Source organism: Streptococcus mitis, assembly GCF_002096835.1.
Classification (GTDB): Bacteria; Bacillota; Bacilli; order Lactobacillales; family Streptococcaceae; genus Streptococcus; species Streptococcus mitis_W.
Genome location: NZ_NCVG01000015.1, coordinates 37,046 through 57,334, shown reverse-complemented (window position 1 = coordinate 57,334; position 20,289 = coordinate 37,046). Strand labels below are relative to the sequence as shown.

Annotated in this window: 16 protein-coding genes; 1 reads left to right on the top strand and 15 read right to left on the bottom strand. The window is 41.6% G+C overall.

The annotated features are described in order from the left end of the window. Positions 1-34 precede the first annotated feature (34 nt). From B7699_RS00805 to miaA, 5 genes are read right to left on the bottom strand one after another with little or no spacing between them, the layout of a single operon-like run. Positions 35-790, bottom strand: a complete 756-nt coding sequence (locus B7699_RS00805; protein ID WP_084926862.1) for an SDR family NAD(P)-dependent oxidoreductase — start codon at positions 788-790, stop codon at positions 35-37. Positions 791-810: 20 nt separating this feature from the next. Further along, positions 811-1,740, bottom strand: coding sequence for a ribonuclease Z (gene rnz, locus B7699_RS00800; RefSeq protein WP_084926861.1), 930 nt, complete (start codon positions 1,738-1,740; stop codon positions 811-813). A gap of 14 nt (positions 1,741-1,754) precedes the next feature. Beyond that, entirely contained in the window at positions 1,755-2,378 is a 624-nt protein-coding gene (locus B7699_RS00795) for a cystathionine beta-lyase (protein WP_084926860.1), read from the bottom strand. Then, a complete protein-coding gene (gene hflX, locus B7699_RS00790; RefSeq protein WP_084926859.1) occupies positions 2,371-3,609 on the bottom strand; it encodes a GTPase HflX in 1,239 nt (412 codons plus the stop codon). The genes B7699_RS00795 and hflX overlap by 8 nt, the downstream gene beginning before the upstream one ends. Next, positions 3,602-4,486, bottom strand: a complete 885-nt coding sequence (gene miaA / locus B7699_RS00785; RefSeq protein ID WP_004256128.1) for a tRNA (adenosine(37)-N6)-dimethylallyltransferase MiaA — start codon at positions 4,484-4,486, stop codon at positions 3,602-3,604. Before miaA ends, hflX begins: the two co-directional genes overlap by 8 nt. A 120-nt stretch (positions 4,487-4,606) precedes the next feature. On the opposite strand from miaA, the gene B7699_RS00780 reads away from it, so the two are divergent. Next, positions 4,607-4,777, top strand: coding sequence for a DUF3042 family protein (locus B7699_RS00780; protein WP_001051780.1), 171 nt, complete (start codon positions 4,607-4,609; stop codon positions 4,775-4,777). A 50-nt stretch (positions 4,778-4,827) separates the two neighbouring features. Here the strand turns inward: B7699_RS00780 and B7699_RS00775 are convergent, their stop codons facing one another. The 10 genes from B7699_RS00775 to msrB all read right to left on the bottom strand — a co-directional run bounded on the left by B7699_RS00775 (position 4,828) and on the right by msrB (position 20,283). Further along, positions 4,828-5,667, bottom strand: coding sequence for a thymidylate synthase (locus B7699_RS00775; RefSeq protein ID WP_084926858.1), 840 nt, complete (start codon positions 5,665-5,667; stop codon positions 4,828-4,830). 96 nt (positions 5,668-5,763) lie between these two features. Continuing rightward, positions 5,764-6,723, bottom strand: coding sequence for an ROK family glucokinase (locus B7699_RS00770; protein WP_031227726.1), 960 nt, complete (start codon positions 6,721-6,723; stop codon positions 5,764-5,766). Positions 6,724-6,833: 110 nt separating this feature from the next. Continuing rightward, positions 6,834-7,526 (bottom strand): excalibur calcium-binding domain-containing protein, encoded by a 693-nt coding sequence (locus tag B7699_RS09790; protein ID WP_084926857.1) that lies wholly within the window; start codon positions 7,524-7,526, stop codon positions 6,834-6,836. Between the two features lie 49 nt (positions 7,527-7,575). Beyond that, positions 7,576-8,193, bottom strand: coding sequence for an alpha/beta fold hydrolase (locus tag B7699_RS00760; RefSeq protein ID WP_084926856.1), 618 nt, complete (start codon positions 8,191-8,193; stop codon positions 7,576-7,578). Then, the gene (pabB, locus tag B7699_RS00755; protein WP_084926855.1) at positions 8,194-9,915 is read right to left on the bottom strand and encodes an aminodeoxychorismate synthase component I; all 1,722 of its coding nucleotides are present in this window, start codon (positions 9,913-9,915) and stop codon (positions 8,194-8,196) included. A 73-nt stretch (positions 9,916-9,988) separates the two neighbouring features. Beyond that, positions 9,989-15,994: a ZmpA/ZmpB/ZmpC family metallo-endopeptidase gene (locus B7699_RS00750; protein ID WP_084926854.1), complete on the bottom strand. Its 6,006-nt coding sequence runs from the start codon at positions 15,992-15,994 to the stop codon at positions 9,989-9,991. Positions 15,995-15,996: 2 nt separating this feature from the next. Beyond that, the gene (locus tag B7699_RS00745) at positions 15,997-16,560 is read right to left on the bottom strand and encodes a TIGR01440 family protein (RefSeq protein WP_049550691.1); all 564 of its coding nucleotides are present in this window, start codon (positions 16,558-16,560) and stop codon (positions 15,997-15,999) included. A 114-nt stretch (positions 16,561-16,674) separates the two neighbouring features. Next, entirely contained in the window at positions 16,675-18,366 is a 1,692-nt protein-coding gene (locus B7699_RS00740; protein WP_084926853.1) for a cache domain-containing sensor histidine kinase, read from the bottom strand. Continuing rightward, entirely contained in the window at positions 18,363-19,100 is a 738-nt protein-coding gene (locus tag B7699_RS00735; RefSeq protein WP_020902212.1) for a response regulator transcription factor, read from the bottom strand. Before B7699_RS00735 ends, B7699_RS00740 begins: the two co-directional genes overlap by 4 nt. Positions 19,101-19,170: 70 nt before the next feature. Then, positions 19,171-20,283 carry a peptide-methionine (R)-S-oxide reductase MsrB gene (gene msrB / locus B7699_RS00730; protein ID WP_084926852.1) on the bottom strand — a complete coding sequence of 371 codons (1,113 nt, stop codon included), beginning with the start codon at positions 20,281-20,283 and terminating at the stop codon, positions 19,171-19,173. Between the last annotated feature and the right edge of the window lie 6 nt (positions 20,284-20,289).

Here is a 20,289-nt window from a genome sequence, read left to right as displayed (position 1 = left end):
TGTAGGCTAGCAACAACCTGCACATTGGTTCTTTTTACTTATAATTAAAAGTTTCCCCTGCCAGCTTATCTGCTAGCTTGGGAAAGAGAGTATAAAACTTATGGGCTAGGTTCAACAAAATCGGGAGATTGAGTTCTCGTTTGTTTTTCCCTATAATCTTGACAATCTTTTTAGCCACTGTATCTGGTTCTAGCAGGAAACGGTCAACCGACTTAAGATAAGTCCCATCTGGGTCCGCTTGGTCAAAAAATCCTGTTCGGATTGGTCCTGGATTAACCGTTGTCACATAGACACCATAAGGCATGAGTTCTAATCGTAGGGCATTTGAAAAACCAATAGCCGCAAACTTGGTCGCTGAGTAGAGACTAGACTTGCCAGTAGCGATCAAACCTGCCATGCTAACAATATTGATGATATGGCCTTTTCGAATTTTCTTCATACGGGCCGCAAGGCGACGAGATAGATTCATCAGGGCAAAGGTATTGACCTCGAACATCTGATGAATATCTTGGTCGGAAATCTGGTCAAATTCCTCAAAGATCCCGTAACCAGCGTTGTTTATCAAAACATCAATCTCGCCATAGCGGAGATGAAGGTCTGCTACCAGAGTTTCTAAGGCTGAATCATCGGTAATATCGATTTCAATCAATTCTGCATGGGGATGGTTTCCGTAGAGTTGGGCTAATTTTTCCTTATTTCGACCAAGCAAGATAAGTTGGTCATTTGGCAAGAGTTTGACCATCTCTTGTGCTAGGCCACCGCTAGCTCCAGTAATGAGAATAGTAGGCATACTTATCCTTTCTCAATCTTTTAGATTTCCACTTCTTCTAAGTCTTTGACCACATGAACATTTTCAAAGACACTAGCAGCGTCTTTTTTGAGCTTGCTGATATCTTTTGAGAGGAAACGGGCACTGATATGGTTGAGCAAGAGGCGTTTAGCACCTGCTTCTACCGCTACTTGTGCAGCTTGCATGTTAGTAGAGTGACCATGGTTACGAGCAATTTTTTCATCGCCCTTGCCATAAGTGGACTCATGAACTAGAACATCGGCATTGACAGCCAGACGCACACTGGCATCCGTTTTTCGGGTGTCACCAAGAATGGTAATAATCTTACCTGGACGTGGCGCTGAGATATAGTCTACTGCCTTTATTTCAGTACCATCTTCGAGAACAACGTCCTGACCGTTTTTAATTTTTCCAAAAAGTGGACCAAATGGGACGCCAGCCGCCTTGAGTTTTTCAGCATCCAGCGTTCCTTCAAGGTCCTTTTGCATGACACGATAACCAACACAGAAAATAGTGTGGTCCAACTCCTCTGCATACACAATGAATTTATCGGTCTCAAGGATTTTCCCAAGGGAATCTTGGTCAAACTCATGAAAATGAATGCGGTAGGGCAGACGAGAACCTGACACACGAAGACTGGTTAAGACAAATGATTTGATCCCTTGCGGTCCATAGATTTCTAAATCTGTCTGCTCTTCATTGGCTTGAAAGGCACGGCTAGAAAGGAAACCTGGTAAGCCAAAGATGTGGTCTCCATGCAGGTGGGTAATAAAAATTTTGCTGACCTTACGTGGTCGAATTGTGGTTTCCAGAATGCGATTTTGCGTACCTTCTCCACAGTCAAAGAGCCAGACTTCGTTAATCTCGTCCAAAAGTTTCAGGGCGAGACTTGAAACGTTGCGGGCTTTAGAGGGCTGACCAGCCCCCGTTCCTAAAAATTGAATATCCATTCGATACTTTCTAATTAATCAATGTATAACATGGCTGTGCGGTTTTCCGATCGGAAATAGCGCTTGCCAGAAAAAGCTCTAGCTTCTTGCAATAAATCCTCTTGACTGTAGCCTTTGAGACGTTTACGACCATCAGCCAAGCTTTCCAAATCAGTCAAAGCTGTGAGATTTTCCACACTAACAACTTCCTCGTCCCCGACAGCCTTCATGTAAATCTTGCTAGACTCCTCAAAGACTAGCTGATGGGGGAAAATTTGCGCAATTTCAAAGAGCAAATCATCCGAAATCTTCTCCTCATTTTCAGAGAAAATCCGACCAAGACCCTCACTCTCATAGCAGAAACCAAAGGATTTGCCAGACAGATTAAGCCGAACAAAGGGCTTATTTTCTAAGGTGAAACTAGGTTCAGCATTGTAAAGATTCAGCTCCTGACTGACTTCTGCAAAATAATAGGTCGCAGCTTGAGGACTCTTTTTCTGATATAGTTCTGCAAAGTAAGCATTGACTACGCTGGGTGGAGGTGTTATAAGAGCCAACTGCTCCTGCTCTGTCTTTCCAGATAGAAGCTGATCCAGATAGACCTTGTCCAGACTAGTATAGCCCCCATATTTTAGAGCCAAAGTTTTGATATCAGTCATAAAATTCTTCTAACCTCCATTTGTTTTTCTCAGAAATGTAACCTCTAATCACTTCGCCGTCCTCCTGATAGTCACGTTCTTCCAGAATCGCAACACTTTCTAAATCGTGAATCTTGTAGGACTTATAGAAAGGCACGCGCAGGGTAAAAGATTCAAAAATATCCTTGATTTTCTCTAAAAATAGTGCCTGCAAGTTCTCACGACTATCCTCAGACTTAGCAGAAATCAGAGCATAAGGTGTTTGGGTCGGCGTAAAATCCTCCACCAAATCCGCTTTATTATAAAGGGTCAGGCGAGGAATGTCCTCCATGTCCAAATCTTTCATGATGGACAGGACTGTTTTTTCATGCTCCTCGTGGTAAGGGTTGCTAGCATCGATAACATGCACTAGAAGATCAACATGCTTGCTTTCTTCTAAGGTTGACTTAAAACTGGACACCAACTCTGTCGGCAAATCTTGGATAAAGCCCACGGTATCTGTCAAAGTTACTTGGAGATTTCCCCCCAGGTGGATACTCTTAGTCGTCGCATCCAGAGTCGCAAAGAGCTCGTCAGCCTCATACTGGGTCTTACTGGTCAAAGTGTTCATGATGGTTGACTTCCCAGCATTGGTATAACCAATCAAACCAATCTTAAAGGTACTGGACTCCAGACGTTTTTCTCTGACAGTCGCCCGATTTTTCTCAACTACCTTGAGTTGGCGCTCGATATCCGTGATTTGATTGCGAACACTACGACGGTTCAGCTCCAGCTGGCTTTCACCAGGTCCACGGGAGCCAATTCCCCCTGCCTGACGACTGAGCATAATTCCCTGGCCAACCAAGCGAGGCAAGAGATATTTGAGTTGGGCTAGGTGGACTTGGAGTTTCCCTTCATGGCTTCGAGCCCGCATGGCAAAGATATCCAAAATCAACTGCATACGGTCAATGACCTTAACACCCAGAACTTCCTCTAGATTGACATTTTGCCGCGGAGTCAAGCGGTTATTGACGATGACAGTGGTAATCTCTTCTGCATCCACCATGAGGGCAATCTCTTCTAACTTACCAGAGCCGACGAAGGTCTTGGAATCATATTTTTCACGTTTTTGTCTGTAGCTATCTACAACGACTGCCCCAGCTGTCTTAGCTAGACTGGCCAATTCTTCCATGGAGAGGTCAAAATTGTCCATGCCCTGCAATTCCACACCAATGAGCAGGACCCGCTCCTCTTTTTTCTCCGTTTCAATCATCTAAAAACTCCTCTATCTGGCTTAAAATTCGGTCTTGTACACCAGCTTCTCCAATCTGATAAAAGGTGACCTGCATGCGATTACGGAACCAGGTCAACTGACGCTTGGCAAAACGACGAGTAGCCTGTTTGAGACTCTCACTGGCTTCTTCCAAGGTCTGCTCTCCACGGAAATAAGGAAAGAGTTCCTTATAGCCAATTCCTTTAGCAGCCTGCACATCTGGATAATGGTCAAAGAGCCACTTGGCCTCATCCAAAAGCCCAGCCTCAAACATCAAATCCACTCGGTGGTTGATACGTTCATAAAGCTGACTGCGTTCGTCATCCAAGCAGATGATCAAAGGTTCATACAAGGTCTCTTGATTTTCCAAATCCTGACCAAAATGGGCAATTTCTAAGGCACGCATAGCACGACGACGATTAAACTGGGGAATCTCAAGGCCAGCTTGCTCCACAAGATGAGCTAATTCCTCATCTGTATAGGGCTCCAAACCAGCCCGATAGGCCAAAATCTCCTCATGAGGAGTCTCTCCACCTAAATGGTAGCCTTCTAGTAAGCTCTGGATATAAAGCCCAGTCCCACCAGCGATAATGGCTAGCTTGCCACGACTGTGAATATCTTCAATAGCCATCTTAGCTTCTGAAACAAAATCAAAAGCCGAGTAAGACTCGGTTACCTCTCTAACATCGATTAAATGATGGGGAACAGCTGACTGCTCTTCTGGACTAGCCTTGGCCGTCCCAATATCAAGTCCTCGATAGACTTGCTGGCTATCTCCACTAACCACTTCGCCATTAAAACGCTTGGCCACTTCAATGGCTAGAGCCGTCTTTCCAACTGCAGTCGGTCCAACGATCACAATTATTTTTGTTTTCATCTTTTTTCCTTGAAAAATTCCCATTTTTTCGTTACTATTATTATAACACAAAAAAGTCAGTCAGAAAAATGTGACCTCTTGAAGGGGCTGGCTGATTAAGAAGATAAAGGAGGAAGACTCATGGCTAAAGGATTCGCTAAAGGTCTTGTAACAGGTGTCGCAGGAACTGTCGCTGCCGTCGCAGGTGCAGTATACGCATTTAAAAAGAAAGTGATCGAACCAGAAGAGCAAAAAGCAGCTTTCATCGAAGAAAACCGTAAAAAAGCAGCCCGTCGCCGCGTATCACGTTAAAAAACAAAAGAAGTTGAGATTTATTGTCTCAACTTCTTTTTTCTATTCTTTTAAATAGCTAGGTCAAACTTCAACTGTGGTTTGACAGGGTCATAATCCACCAACTCAAAGTCTTCCGCTTTGATATCAAAGAAATTAGTCCCATCTGGCACATTCAAAACCAAACGTGGTTGGCAGTTTGACGGCTCACGACGAAGCAATTCCTGAGCTTGTTCAAATTGATTGTCATAGATATGGAGGTTGTTGATGAAGTAGAAGAACTTCCCAACCTTCCAGCCAAAATGCTTGGCAATCATCATTTGAAGAGCCACATACTGCATAGCATTGATGTGGTGGGCTACTAGCATATCATTCGAACGCTGAGTCAAGGTAGCATCCAGATAGATTTCTCCATCTACACGGCGGACATCAAACATAGTCTGAAAGGCGCACGGGAGCAGCCCTTCTGTTTCTTCGAAAGCTTGGTAATCCCAGAGAGAGATAATGTTGCGACGGTTCCAAGGGTTGGTTTCCAACTGCTTGAGAAGCTTATTGATGATGTCGTGTTTCTTAACGACCGCCCCGTAACGCTCACCAATAGTTCCCGTATCTCCCACTTCCCAGTCATTCCAGTAGTGAACATTGTACTTGTCATTGAGCACGTCTAGGCTATTGGACTGATCTTGGTAAATCCAGAGCACTTCCTTGATGGCGGATTTGATTGCAATGGGACGCAAGGTTGTGATTGGAAATTCTCCTTTAGATAAGTCATACTCTGCAAAGGCACCCGTTACGTACTTAGAGTTGGCAACTGTCCCATCCTTGTACTTGGGACGTGCTTGCTCTGAAAAGACACCGTCTTTGAGGATTCGTTCAATATTTTCTTTAAAAATAGTATCTGCTTTTGTCATTCTATCTCACCTCATTTATTGTCCTAACTAGTATAGCATAAAAAAAGAAAGGAGGAAATCACTCGCTTCTGGAAAGCAATTTTCTCCTTTTTTATTTTATTGCAATACAAGTGATGCTGCTCCGATAACCCCAGCGTCATTTCCTAGAGTTGCAAGAGCTAATTTTGTTGATGTGCGCACTTGTGGGAAAGTATTTTCATCGTACACTTTTTGAACACCTTGTAGAAGGAATTCTCCTGCAGCTGACACACCACCACCGATGACGATTGTTGATGGGTTTAGGATTGAGCCAATATTAGCACAAGCGATTCCCAAATAACGTGAGAAGTTACGGTAAACGATCAAAGCAAGGTCGTCTCCTTCTTTTGCCAAATCAAAGACAGTCTTAGCAGTTACTTCTTCTCCATTATCAATCAAGCGTTTCAAAGCTGCATCACCTTCGTATTCGTCGGCATAACGACGAGTCAAGTTGACAATACCTGTTGCTGAAGCAACTGTCTCAAGGCAACCTTTCTTACCGCAAGTACATGCGATTGGTTGGTCAAAGTCAACAGTGATGTGGCCAAGCTCACCTGCTGCACCAGCAACACCGTGAAGCAATTTGCCTTCTGCGACGATACCGCCACCAACACCTGTACCAAGTGTCATAAAGACAACGTCTGGTTGGTTATCACCAGCCCCCATCCAACGTTCACCAAGAGCTGCTACGTTGGCATCATTATCGATGAAAAATGGAATGCCCAAGGCTTTTTCAATTTTTTCTTTGATTGGTTGAAGGGTTTTCCAGTTCAAGTTGTAGGCACCAATAACAGTTCCTTTTTCACGGTCAACCACACCTGGTGATCCCATTCCAATTCCTTGGAAATCCGCTGCTGCCAATCCAAGCAAGTCCAAACGATGTTGAATAGACTCAATCATATCATCAACGATATGACTTCCCTCATCCAAAATGTTGGTCTTAATAGACCATTTTTCTTGGATTTCTCCTGCTGTTGTCAAGATTGCAAATTTGATAGAAGTTCCACCAAGGTCAATCCCAATAATCTTTTGACTCATCATATTCTCCTTTTTATTATGAATTAATTGAAAATGCTTACAGTACTAGTATAACAAAATCTAATCGTTTATGCAAAGGTTTGCATTAACTTTCTGGATTTTATCCTGACTTATGGTTTCCAGAGACCTGAAGCATCTACGTAGTAGCGGCCTCCATCAACTCGCTCATTTTTAGCCATTTTGCCATCTGATTTCAAATAGTAATTTCCTTGCCATGCATCGCGAGCGTATGAACCGTCTGATTTCAAGTAATACCAGGCCTGGTAAGAAAAGTCATAAACCCACTCACCTTGTGCCATTTTACCGTTTGATTTAAGGTAGTAAGCTCCTTGCCATGCATTTTTTGCATAAGTACCATCTGATTTCAAATAATACCAAGCTTGATAAGCAAAGTCATAAATCCATTCGCTCTGTGCCATTTTACCGTCAGCTTTCAGGTAATAGCTTCCCTGCCAAGCACTTTTCACTGGATTTCCATTTCCATCAAAGTAATACCAAGCGCCGTCCTGCTTAACCCAACCACTTGTTGTTGCTGAACTTGTGTCGGTTTGAGTTGTAGCCGCTTGTTTTGCTTTAAAAGCACCCTTAGGGGCATTTTTCAATTCGCAAGCCACACCATCATGATCGCGGTCTAACTTGGCAGAATAACCAGGCTCTCCCTCGTGAATATCTGCGTATCCATTCGCCCAAGCTTCTTTACAACTAGAAAAATGAATGTTTTCTTCTGCTAACACAGGTTGTGAAAACAAGGCTAAAACTGGCAAGGTAGCCAGACTCATTTTTAAAAATAGACGTTTATTCATTTCGTTCTCCTATAACGATGTTATCGATTTCACTATTATTTTATCAAACTTATTTCAGCAATTCAAGGAAAGGTTTAATCTGTTCAGCAAACTCTTTTGGTTTAGCTTCATTCAAGACATGAGGACCATCTGGTATAATCTGAAATTGAGATTCTGATATTAGTTTATGAAGACTTCTCATAGAACTAAGATTCGGTTTATCTTTGCTGCCACAAATTAGTAAGGTTGGATAAGGACAAGTTCTTGATATATCAGTTAAATCAAGTGTCTTCAATTCCTCAGAAACTCCGACCATAAGAGCTTTGTCTGCTCCCTGTTTTTCAAATACTCTTTTGGGAAGTAATTTAAATATCAGCAACTGAACATAAAATAGGATATTCCCTGATAATTTTAGCGGGCATCCTGACAGAACCAAAGCTCGAAGATTTGGTAAATCATAACTGGAAAGTTCTAGTGCCAGGGCAGCACCTAAGGACAATCCAATCAAAACAAAAGATTCTGTCTCTTGAGCTAGGTGCTGATAAACTCGCTCCTTGACTTTTTGATAGCTGTTAACTTCAGAAGAAAATAACTCGATAGCCTCAGAAGGATAATCTGTTAGTATATCCCGAACTTCTTTCCAAGACTCTGCTGACTGCCCTAAGCCGTGTAAAAATATCAGTTTCACCTACTTCTCCTGTAAGATTAACTCATACAAGCCTCTCACTGCATTACAGCCGTAAATAGCTTCAGCTTGGTCTATGTCTGCAAAGGTCAAGACTTTCTCTTCTAGCTGTCCTGTTTCTAACAAATGCTGACGATAAATTCCTGGCAAGATTCCAAGTCGGATAGGTGGCGTGTAAAGTTTCCCATCAATCTTCAGAACCAAATTTCCGATAGAGGTTTCAAGTAATTCTCCTCTTGTATTATGGTAAATCTTCTCGTGTTTTCCTAAATTCAAATGCGGTCGGTGAGTGGTTTTAAAGTAGATAAAGGCTTGTTGCAAATTTGCTTCCTGAAGGCAAAGTTTTGCTTGGCAGAAGGTCGGACTGAGAGGTTCCAATGCTTGACAATCAACTGCTATCTCTCCAGATTTGCTAAGGCTAATTCGCAAGCGGTAGTCTTGATTAATGTCACAAGCCTGACACTCTTCCTCTATCTTTTGTTTCAAGTCTTCTACATCAAAAGAAAAGGCAAAATAACGACCAGCTTTTCTTAGTCTTTCTATATGTTGTTCTTCAAACAACAAGTTCTTCTTGCTGATTTTCCCAGTAGTAATTAGCTGAAAACGAGCTTGTTTCCGATAGAGAACGGCTGCCTTTTGATGAACCTCGCGATATTCAGATTCCCAAGTGCTATCCCAAGTAATGCCACCACCCACTCCATAGATGGCTTTCCCTTGATTCAGTTGAATGGTACGAATGGCGACATTGAAAATCCGTCGTCCATTTGGAAGCAAGAGACCAATCGTTCCACAGTAGACTCCACGCGGTTGTGGTTCCAACTCCTTAATAATTTCCATAGTCGCTATCTTAGGAGCTCCTGTGATGGATCCACAAGGAAAGAGAGAGCGAAAAATGGTAACCAAGTCCACATCTGCTCGCAACCGACTTTTGATGGTCGAAGTCATCTGCCAAACAGTTGAATACTGCTCTACCTGACACAGACGCTCCACATGCTCACTGCCCACTTCAGAAATACGGTTCATATCATTGCGCAAGAGATCCACAATCATCATGTTTTCAGAGCGATTTTTAGGATCCTGCTCCAACCAACTGGCCTGCTCCAAGTCTTCTTGGTCAGTCATGCCACGCTGAGTCGTTCCCTTCATTGGTCGCGTTGTCAACTCGCGGTCATTTTGCTCAAAAAAGAGCTCTGGACTCATGGATATCACTGCCATCTCGTCATGTTCAACATAGGCATTGTAGCCCGCCTCCTGCTCTACCACCATACGATTGTAGATGGCAAAAGGATTGGCACTTAAGTCCTGCTTGAGTTGGACGGTGTAGTTGACCTGATAGGTGTCTCCTTGCCGCAAATGATGATGAATCTGGGCAATCGCCTTTTCATAATCCTCTGAGGACGTCACTTCCTGCCAATCAGAAGACAAAGCAACTTCATCATAAGTCAGAGGAATAGGGGATGTTTCTACGCTATCATGAACTGTAAAATAAAGCAGGTACTCTGCCAATAAAGGAGCTTTATGAACTGCTAATTTCTCCTCAAAAGCAGGTGCAGCCTCGTAGCTGACATAGCCCACCACATAGTAGCCCTGCTCTTGGTAACTTTCCACTTGTGCCAGCAAGTCTGCCACTTCTGCTAAATCTCTGGTTTTTAACTCTTTGATAGGCTGGGTAAAGATGTATCTTTCCCCCAAAGCCCTAAAATCAATCACTGTTTTTCTATGCATATTTCAAGTATAACATAAAAAGGCAGATCAAGAAAAACTTAATCTACCTTTTTACTCATCTATTTAATACAATCTATGCTTTAAAAAGATTTCCTGCAAATCCATCTGATTTCTGCAATAGTTGTTTGTAAACTTTTTCTTTAAGTGCAACTGTTTGTTTTGAATTACCCGCTTTCAGGTCATTTTCAACCGCTTTGTTGAACAATTCTTGAAGTCTCGCATAGTTTGAGATTTTCTCACCATCGATTTCGATTTCAACAAAACCTTTTTCACCTTTAGCTTTAACTTCCTTGAACCATTCTTTCTTCCACTCTTCTAGTGTGTGGAATTTACCACCAGACACTTTCTCAATGATAAAGTCATCACCAAGACCCGGTCTACCAGCTGCTTTAGATTCTTGTTTATACTTGTTAGAAGCATATCCGACAAATCCATTGACATATCCGAAGTAACCCCACATACGGAAGGTATTATGTTTGAACGAGATTGAACCAACAGCACTTTGACTTGTGTTACCACCGTAAATACCTGCCATCATACTTACAGTTTGATACGCCGTATCAAAACCTTCAGCACGATAATATTTATTACCAGGCATATTATGCTTAGTTACATAATTACCATCTACAAGGTCATCAATGCTTGTAAGTTTCTTCTTATTCTCATCATCATTTAGGTCACGAAGCAAATCCCACTGGTGAGGTTGTCCAACTAAACCATTTCGGTCAGCTTTTTCTCGCCATTTCTTGTCCATCTTCTTGAACCACTTGTCGTTAGTTCCATCATTTTTAGCAATAACCGCGTCTGCTTCTAAATGATCAAGCATCATTAAAGCTTCGTTATAGTTCTTCATGTAATGATCAATAGCTTCTCTACTATTTAATTTATTTGGATCATAATTATACCATTGGTTACCATCATTTTCACGTTTATAAGCCATGTTAAGACCTAACGCACCATAGTCACCATTTGAACTTGTCACCGCTGGTGATTGTAACATACCTTGAGCAAATGCTTCTACGTCAGTTCCTTCACGGTGACCCCATCCACCTAGATACGCCATGCGGTCATTAATATGTGTTGTTTCATGCGTAAAGGCTGATGTACCAAAGTCAGAAATCATACTTGACCAAATGTAGTATACAGCTTCAGAATTTCGCGGAGTGTCAAAGATATAAGCATACGCACCCATACCATTATCTCCATGCCATTTACCAGTTGGACCATAGAACTCACGAATTGGAGCATAATCACCATTCTTCGTATGACCCATTCTATCAACCCATCCACCTGGAGCACCGTGGTTATCCCAAATTGCTGATGGAACCATGTTTTCAGATTTCAACAACTGATTACGTACATTATCAGCAGCAAGTCTAGACCAGAAGTCTAAGTAATTGATTTGCTCTTGAGCACGTAGATCAATTTCTTTCTTGAACGCTTCACGTTCAGCTTCTGTATTCTTACCATATTTCTCAAATGCACTAAACGCTAGCGTATTGTACGTTGAAATCAAGAACATATGAGCTTTCTTCGTATTAAGAAGTGGTAAAATGTATCGACCGTGTTCACCGTTATTTAAGTTTTCATATAAGTGATATTTCTTATTGGCAAAATCAGGGTTTGAGGATTGTTTTTCAACAATATAGTTGGTGTGTGATACAGCCTTCTTATACCAAACATTCATATCAGTGTCTTCTGTAAAGAGCTTCATGTTATAGGTTAAGAAGTCGTTCAAGTTACCTTTACCTGTTGCTCCTGCAATAACATCACGGTAAGCATCTTGAGTTCGATCACCTTTTAAGAAATGCTCACGAGAACCAATTTGAATCAAACGGTCAAGAACATTTGTAGACTTACCGTAGAAGTCAGGTTTAAACATCATAAGTTCTTTGATAGTCATGTCACCATATTTGATTCCATAATAACGATTTAGATATGTTAGACCCATCATGATTTTCGCTTTATTTTCGTCCACTTTCTTGACAAGAGCCTTCATAGCAGCTTCATCACCGTTTAATTGATGGTCTTCATTTTCAACGATAGCTTTGACAAGTTTGTCCAGATTTTCCCGAACCTCATCGAAGCTTTCTTCAAGGAATAAATTACGAATGTAATTATTCTTATGATTATCGCTATTTTCAGCAGGTTTGTTACGTTTATCCATTAATGCACGAACTTCTGGTGAAATGAGCTCAACGCTAGCTAATTTTGCTTTTACATCGGCAATAAGCGCATCACGGTTTTTAACCACCATATTTGGTGTGTAAACGACATCACCTAATCCATCAATGCTGTATTCACGAACCTGTTGAACTTTGGAATCCTTGAGCGTTACAGCTTTTTCTTCTTTCGTACCATCAGCATAGTGAATCATAATTTTATCCACATCAGATAAATCAGTAACGAACTGACCATTCTTCATGCCTGTGACTGATAATACTTCTTTAGTCATTAAGTTTGACCCGTCTGCCAGTTTATTACCTTGGTTGACAATCCACTCTTTATTGTAGAACGGTTGAAGTTTCTCAATATTACGATAAGAAAGTTCACGGTCTGCTTTGTAATCTTGAGTATCTTTATAAGTATCAGCTTTTGGTTTGATGTTGTTCAGTGTATTAACTACTGGTTCGTTAATTTCATACTCATGAGCAGTGATTCCCATTTTGGCAATTCTTGCATCAGCTTCTTCTTGAGAGACACCTTTCCAACGACTAGAACGAGAATATGATTGTTTACCTTCACTCACACCGTTAACGAATACGTTATTATTTCGAACCCAGTTAGCACCGAAATAATCATCATCTTCAGCATCACGAGAACCATAAAGGATTTCCCCGCCATTTTTAACTTTCATCATAGTAACGTTGTTTTCAGCAAGTCCCCACGACCAGTTAGAATGAAGTAGTCCACCTGTTTCAAGAGGTTCTTTGACGTCAATTGTACCTTTTGCTACAGAATTTTTCAAACGTCCCCATGCGCTAACATCCATCGGATTGTCACCGTGATTTAATTTAGCAACAAGTCCACCAACTTTAGCTTTATTACCTTTAATATAGGCATCGATATATGAATTGTCTGTATTACTTCTCCAGCTTTCACTTACAAGTCCACCAGACCACCAGCCTGCGTTACCAACACTTGTAATATTACCAATAAATGCAACATTACGCATATTTGATTCATCAAGTTTATTGACCATACCAGTAACATCATTGTTACCTACTACGTTACCTGTTACTTTAATATTTTCAATTGTTGACTTTTTAAACATCTCACCTAGCGGTGCTGTCTTGTTAGCCCATGGCATATTAATATCTACATTGGCTAAGTTTAGATCATGAATATGAGCATTTTCAACTCTAGCAAATAAAGGACGAGCTATATTATGAATTGAATAACGTTGTCCATCAACACTTGATAACTTACCTTTGAATATAGAAGTTACGTAAGATTTACTTGGAGTAGGAACGTTTACTGCTGTAAGATCTGCACCAAGTTTGAATTCTCCAGTAGGATTAGCTTGCATATCTTTTACAAGTTCGTTGAAGTTGTAGTAAACATTACCTTCTTTTAATTTTTGTTTTTCAAAATAATGAACATACTCTTCGCTAAGTGTGTTATCCGCATTACGTTGAATCAAATCTGGTGCTTTGGCAGTTACTTTGTATAAAGTTTTTCCGTCTTTTTCTACTTCTTCAATCTTGTCAACAGCAAGTCTTGTAACTTTGTTGTCGTGAGTTGTCACTCGTAGGTAAAGCGGAGCAACATCAGTTGGTTTTTCTGTCAGCAAACTAGTATCTGTTTCGTTACCGTCAGCATCCACACTCATCAAGCTTGTTTCTTTAATATTTTTGATTTCAACTTTTTTGAGATCAATTCTTAGCGGTTCTTCTTTCAGAACTTCTTCCTCATCACCCTCACCACGGTCATAAACCATCTTCGTTTCAAGTTTATAATCCTTGTAATACTGCAAATCTGTCAAGGTAGTGGTCAGGTCGTCTGGTGAAACATTCAAGGTTTTCACAATCTCATCACCTTTTTTCAGAGTTAGGGTGATAGATTTAATGGCTGCCTTACTTGGATTTTCTAGACTGTACTTAACATCTGAAGTACGCTTCAAATCCTTAGGTTCAACTGCCGTGATAGTCAATACTGGTTTTTCAAAAGTCTTGGTACCACGTTTCAAAATCTTGTCTTGAGGTGCTTCAATGATTTCCTCTGTAACTTTTGGAGCGTCTTCTGTTTTCACTCCTTTGATGGTATTAAAGGTCTTGGTAATTTTTTTCTGACCTTCTTTACCTTCTTGAGCTACAACTTCTAAGCCTTTTTTCAGTTGGTCATCTTCTTTAACAACTTCCTTAAATGGAATCTTTTCAAGACTTTCTTCTACCAGAGTTCCTTCAATTGGTTTTGTCCCACGACTTACCTGTTGGTTTACAGGTTCCTTGGTAACTTCTGTGCTAGTTGAAAGAACTTGATCAGTTTTTACACCTTCAACTGTTTTATAAGTTGTTTTAGTAACTTGACTACCTTTTTCACCATTTCTTACGACAGTTTCTTCGTCCGTGTACTTGGTTGGGTCCTCAGTAGTTTCAGTTTTGTAGTCTAAGTCTGTAGTTGATGTTTCAATAAGGGTTCCCTCAGTTACTTTGTACTCAGGTAACTGATCTTGTACAAGGGCTTGACCAGTTTTACCTTCCTCTTGGGTACCTTTTGCTTCAACTGGAGCCTCTGGCAATTCTGGCTGTGTTAAAGCTTGGCCTTCCTTGCCTTCCTCTTGAGTTCCTTTTGATTCGATTGGAGCTTCTGGCAATTCTGGCTGTGTTAAAGTTTGACCTTCCTTGCCTTCCTCTTGGGTACCTTTTGCTTCAACTGGAGCCTCTGGAAGTTCTGGTTGTGTTAGAGCTTGGCCTTCTTTACCTGGTTCTTGAGTCCCTTTTGCTTCTACTGGAGCCTCTGGCAATTCAGGTTGTGTTAAGGCTTGGCCAGTTTTACCTTCCTCTTGGGTCCCTTTAGCTACTTGATGAGTTGGTTCAGCTTGTGGGGTTGGAGTTGGAGCAGGCTGCACCTCTTTCTTCGTTCCGACTGCAATAACTTGCGACACAGGATTTTGGACTACTTGGTCTTCGATGACTTCTCTAACTTCTTGACCGTTGACCATCGAAACTTTGGTTACAAGGCGGCGCTGACCATTTACTCCAGCTGTGACGATACGAGTCTGTCCTTCTGCTAGATTAGTATCTGGGCTTGTGACTGTTTCAAACGGAATCTCTACCAAGCTCTCTTCCTGTCTTGTCTGAGGATTCGCAGAAACTGATTTTTCTTCAACAGCAGGAGCAACTGAAGTTTGTGTCACAGGTTTTTCAACGACAGTTTCTGGCGCAACAGTCGATGTTTCTTGAACTACTTCTGTTTTCTCGATCTCTTTTGAACTTTGCTTTTCTACTGGCAACTGAGGCTTCTCAGCTGAAGCTGGTCTTGATGGATGGAGTTCTGCTTCCTTGAAGTATCCAATGTATTCATAGCCATCAATGTGGATAATCCCTTCAGCCAAGCCCTCATGTGTAGAGGCCAAAATAGTTTGATTATAAGAAAGCAATTCTTTATTTTCAAACGCAAATGTTCCATAAGGTACAAAAGTGCTAGCTCCTAAAGAACCAATCAAAAGAACACCTAGAACCTCCTTGCGACCTTTTTTAGACACCAAAAAGACTGCTAGCGAAGCTGTTGCCAAACCAAGACCTGCCAAGGCTAATTCCTTACTTCCTGTGTAAGGAAGTTGTTGACTGTTAGTTGCCTTCTTGCGATAAACTACATAAAGAATATCATCATCTTGAAATTCTGTTGGAACCTCATGGTGAATCAGGGCTTTTTCAGACTCGGTCAATTCCTGCTCCGCCAAATAACGGTAATGAACACTATGAGCACCGCCAACTTCATTGGCTTGAACCTTATCTACTGAAAGGGTAGCAGCACCAAAAAGGAAGGCCCCAATGGCTACAGGACCTACCCCAACAGTTAGCTTACGAATCGAATATTTGGTAATCTTTTCTAGTTGTTGTTTTGTTTTTCTCATTTTCACGACTTTCTAATAGAATCTTGTGGATAATGCGCACGCGCACCTCCGATTAATTTTGGACGACTTGCAAGAGCCGTTACATGGGCATGCCCAATCTCTCTCAAAAGAGGGCGAATCGGAACCTGAACATGCTTGACATGCATGCCAATTGCAGTGTCTCCGATATCCAATCCAGCATGAGCCTTGATAAATTCAACCTCAACTGGATCCTGCATCAACTTGAAGGCTGCCAATTGACCCGAACCTCCTGCATGGAGAGTAGGAAGAACACTAACTATTTCCAGACCAAATTGCTCTGCAACCTGACGTTCAACAACGAGAGCCCGATTGACATGTTCACAACCTTGAACAGCTAGATGAATTCCTTTTTCCTCTAGGATATCTAGGATGGTCTTCACAATGATTTCGCCAATTTCTTGGCTAGATTCCTTGCCAATCTGACCACCTATCACCTCACTAGAAGAAAGGCCCAAAACAAAGATAGATCCTTGCTTCAAATTGGCCTTTTCTAATACATCTTTTACAATCTGGCTTGTTTCTCTTTGAATGTCTTTTTCCTTCATACTTGATACCTCTTTTGTCATTATCTATCATATCGTTTTTTCTACGTTTTAGCAAGATAGACAACCTAGAAAGCTTGCCCAATTACGCATAAAACTCCCAGAATTGACTGGGAGTTAGCTAGTTTCTATTCTATTTATGTATATTTTAACCGTCGTTCCTTTTGAGGGGACAGAATCAATATTCATCTGGTAATCTTCTCCAAAATGAAGTTTGAGCCGCTGATCAACATTTTGAAGACCAACTCCCCCACGTTTGAGTTGACTTTGACTACTATCGCCAGCATCTTGGAAGCCAACTCCATCATCCTCAATGCGGATGACTAGTCCTAAATCCTTTTTCTGAACAGAAACTCTAATATGTCCCTGACCTTCCTTCTCCTTGATGCCATGGTAAAGAGCATTTTCTACAAGAGGTTGCAACACCAGCTTGGGCAAAACTAGCTTATCAAAGGCAGGATTTTCATCAATCTCATATTCCAGCTTATCTCCATAGCGTTGTTTCTGGATAAAGAGATACTGGCGGACATGGTTGATTTCGTCAGAGAGGCAAATCAAATCTTTACCCTGATTGAGCGCCAAGCGGAAGTAGGTTGCCAAGGACTTGGTCACTTGAACCACTCGCTGACTGTCCTGAAATTCAGCCATCCAGATGATAGTGTCCAAGGTGTTATAGAGGAAATGCGGATTAATTTGGCTTGATAAAGCTTGAAGTTCATACTGACGGGACGTTTCTTCCTGTCTGCGAATATCTGCCATCAACTGATCAACCTGATCCAACATGGCATTGAACTGGCGAGTCACCTCTCTCAATTCATAAGCACCCGCTTCCTTGGCACGAAGATTTTGAGCACCAGAAGCAATTTCCAGCATGGTTTCTCTCAAGTCATTCAGAGGAGCAATCCAACGTTTAAGACTAATCCACACCAAGCAGAGACAGGCAAGAAGAGATGTGAAACTGGCTCCAAGCAAGGTCCACATGAGTTGACTCCTAATCTGGTCTAACTTCTCCAACGAAGACACGCCAAGCACCGTCCAATCAGTTCCAGCAATCCTTTCCTGACTGACGTAGGACTTGTGATCTGGAGTATAGCCCTGCCCTGTATCAATATAGGGTTTCATGGCCTCCATTTCGCTAGACGAACTATAAACTGTGTGTTGAGGATGGTAAACAAATTCATGGTTTTCATTGATAATAAAGGCAAAGCCCTGCTGACCCAACTGAAGTTGATTTAGATAGGCTTCCAGAGTTTCATAAGAAATATCCAAACGAAGTACACCCAGATTGGCTCCCTTTGCATCAACAAGTTCTTGAGTGATAGAAATAACCCACTGACTATCTGATTTACGAGCTGGGGTCAAAACTGGCATGGCTCCCTGATGAATAGCCTTTTGGTACCAATCCTCAGCCATCATATCAGAGGAGGTTTTCATCTGCACACTATCGTCTGTAGAAATGACCTGACCTGATTTGGTGACCAGAACTACCGTTTTCAAGTCTTGGTCTGCCTTTAAGATAGTCAAAAACAGATCTCGGATTTCCTTGACCTTGTCTTGACTGGGATTCTCAGCATAGGCTAGGACATCCGTCTGCTGGGTCAAGCTGGTCGAGGTGGTTTCTAATTTTTTGATATAAGACTGGATAAAGTGGCTAGTTTGGCTGATAGTCGTCTGGCTATTGCCCGCAATGCTAGCCTCAATGGCTGATGAACTAGATTGATAGTAGAAAGTCCCAACCAGAGCTAGGAGAATGAGAAAGACCAGAAAGATGGAAATAACCATTCTGACTAGGAGAGAAGAACGTTTCATCGACCTTCCCCCTTCTTAAACTGACGAGGTGTCACACCTGCAATCTGTTTAAAACGTTGTGTAAAATAGTTCATATCTTCAAAACCAACCTTCTCTGCTATCTCATAAATCTTTAGATCTGTAGTTAAAAGCAAGAGCTTAGCTTGTTTGACACGTTCTCTCACCAGGTAATCCTGAAAAGGCAGTCCCAACTCTTTCTTAATCAAAGAACTCAGATAAGTCGGACTAAAGCCCAAGTCACTGGCTAAAGACTTTAAACTAAACTGGCTATCAGCCAGATGGGACTGGATTTTCTGGGCCATGTTTCCTTCAAACTTATCAGTTAATAAATCTTGTAACTGCTCTTCCTTTTCTTCCTTATCCAACTTTTGCTTGATTTTCCCCAACATTTCCTCAATATCCTGACGAGAAAAGGGCTTGAGCAGGTAGTCATCGACACCTAGTTTGACGGCAGACAAAGCATAATCAAAATCATCGTAACCTGTCAAAAAAACCAGATGCACCTGAGGATAGGTTTCTCGGACCAGACTGGCCAACTGGATGCCATTTAGCTGAGGCATATTGATATCGGTTAAAATGATATCCGGCACCTGCTTTTGTATCAATTCCCAAGCCTGTCTTCCATTTTCAGCCTGATCGATGATTTCCATATCGTAGGCTGCTACATTGACCAGCTTGGTCAAGCCTTGTCTTACCAGATATTCATCTTCTACGATTAAGATTGTATAGGTCATGCTCGGCTCCTTTGTCACTTACTAGTATCAGTATAGCAAAATTCTCCTCTAACTGCTTAGGAAAGCCCTCTTAATCGACATAATCTAGTAAATAAGCATATCCTTTTTCTTCCATTTGGTCTTTGGGAATAAAACGGATAGAGAGACTATTAATACAGTAGCGCAAGCCACCCTTGTCCTGTGGGCCGTCCGTAAAGACATGGCCAAGGTGAGAATCTCCAACTCGGCTCCGCACTTCCATGCGTGTCATATTGTAGGACTTATCTTCCTTGTAGGTGGCAACATCTGGACTGATAGGTTGGGTAAAACTAGGCCAGCCACAACCAGACTCAAACTTATCCTTTGATGAAAAGAGGGGTTCGCCAGTTGCTACATCCACATAGATACCAGATTCAAATTTATCCCAGTAGCGGTTTGAGAAAGCTCGTTCTGTTTGATTTTTCTGGGTAACTGCATACTCCTCAGGTGACAGGGTCTTTTTCAATTCCTCATCGCTTGGTTTGGGATATTTGCTGGCATCGATGACAGGATAGGCTGCCTGATTGACATTGATATGGCAGTAGCCATTTGGATTTTTCTTGAGATAGTCTTGGTGGTAATCCTCAGCCACTACAAAATTTTTCAAGGTCTCCTTTTCAACTGCTAGAGGTTGATCGTATTTCTTAGCCACCTCATCAAAGACTTGGTTAATCACCTCTAAATCCTTGTCATCTGTGTAATAAACACCAGTACGGTACTGGGTTCCCACATCATTTCCTTGTTTATTTTTGCTAGTTGGATTGATAATGCGGAAATAATGAAGCAGGATTTCCTTGAGGGAAATTTGCTTGGCATCATAGGTGACATGGACAGTCTCCGCATGACCTGTTTGGTTAATCAATTCGTACTTGATTGTCTCCCCTCTACCATTTGCATAGCCTGATACGGCATCTGTCACTCCAGGAACGCGTGAGAAATATTCCTCAACTCCCCAGAAACAACCTCCAGCCAGATAAATTTCGTGCAAATCTGCATCTTTACTCACTTCTGTTTTTTTCACTGTTTTTCCTCCTTGGCTAACTGATGCTTTCTCAATTTGCGAGCTATCCGTCTGCCCTGCATTTCGCATCAATAGAAAATAGAAACCGCTTATGGCTAGGAAAAAGATTCCTGCCAAGACAAACAATTTTACTTTATCATTCATGACCTT